2 protein-coding genes are annotated in these 1,412 nt (G+C 45.8%); both read right to left on the bottom strand.

Annotation, left to right across the window (positions count from 1 at the left end):
* Positions 1-173: 173 nt before the first annotated feature.
* On the bottom strand, positions 174-890 hold the full coding sequence (gene treR, locus ACWHAR_RS21300) for a trehalose operon repressor (protein ID WP_003233679.1): 717 nt from the start codon (positions 888-890) through the stop codon (positions 174-176).
* Between the two features lie 20 nt (positions 891-910).
* Positions 911-1,412: alpha-amylase family glycosyl hydrolase (locus ACWHAR_RS21295; RefSeq protein ID WP_452087745.1), on the bottom strand; the 502-nt coding region annotated here is incomplete at its 5' end.

The following is a 1,412-nucleotide window of genomic DNA, read 5'->3' as shown; positions in this document are numbered from 1 at the left end:
ATGCATCCAGAATTTGTTTCTTTAGATCTGCCATGTAAAACACCTCTCCTTTAGGTTACTCTCATCTCTATTGTAGCCATTATGATAAAAAGTAAAAGTACGCACATTTTTGTTGGATAGTATCAATTTTGATACCAAACAAAAAAGCGCGCTGCCGCAGGCAGGCGCCTCTCTCATTTCCCCCGCCGCGCAAAATCAACAAATCGGAATTTGTCGAGACGGTGTCTGCTTTCCGTATATTGAAACAAACTGGTATCCTCCAAAAAGACGTAGTTTCTCACCACGACCATATGGTCATAGCCGCGTAAATCGAGCAGCTCTCTGTCCTCGTCCGTACACGGCTCGGCGACAATTTCTTTTTGGGCGTAACTGATCGAAAGACCGAGCTCTCCTTCTATATATTCATATATGGAGTTTTCACAAATTTCTTTCGTCAGGTGAGGGACATGCTTTCTGAAAAAGTAATCCTTGTCCAAAATCACATGTTCCCCGTCAATCTTTCTAGACCTGATGACTTCCCAGATGTCGTCATCCAGATTGGCCCGGAGCTGTTTTTGGATCAGCTCTGACGGAGGCTCCAGCCCGAATTTGTGTACAGTTGTTTTCGTTTCTTTGCCAAGCGTTTGCGCGAGCTCCTTGAAGCTGACAAGGCCCGAAACGGGAAACTGCATTTTTTCACGATTGAGCACGACGGAGCCTTTTCCCCTGATTTTCTGGATATAACCGTTTTGCGCGAGCATATGAAGCGCCTTTCGGACCGTTTCTCTTGATGTACCGTACTGTGCGGTCAACTCATGTTCAGACGGAAGAATCTCCTCTGCTTTCCATCGGCCGCCTTCAATTTGCTGTGCGATGTCTTTATAAATTGTGATGAATTTATTCACCTTCATTATGGACCACCCAGCTTAGTTTAACACGGTTTCGTTAAACGATAAACAATGGACTCATACGGGCGAAGCGTCATGTTCTGAAGCCCTTCCCTTGCTTCATCGTTCGTCAACAGCACCTCTGCCTTCCATTCGTCAGGCGATAAAGAGTCCGACAGTGTAAAGGCCGCCTCTGTCCCGTAAAAATTATTGATCACGAGCAGCTTTTCATTGCTGCCGTGTCTTAGATACGCAAAAATGTTCGGGTCATCCTTTGCGATTATCTCATACGTTCCCTCTGTCACAATGTCATACATTTTGCGAATCTGAATCAATTTTTGATAATGGTAAAACACCGAATTTTGATCCCTCAGCGCCGCTTCGGCATTGATTTCCCGATAGTTGCCGGCGACCGGTATCCATGGGGTGCCCGTTGTAAAACCGCCATTCTCCGTAGCATCCCACTGAACAGGGGTTCTGGAATTGTCACGGGATTTCGCCTGTAAAATGGCTGTGATCTCTTGATCAGCCATTCCTTTTTCCTTA

The organism is Bacillus sp. LR--39, assembly GCF_053613335.1.
This window is presented reverse-complemented; position numbering and strand designations above follow the sequence as displayed.

Coding starts and splice junctions, on each gene's coding strand:
- treR (WP_003233679.1), bottom strand. CDS start 890: ATGAAGGTGAATAAATTCATCACAATTTATAAAGACATCGCACAGCAA.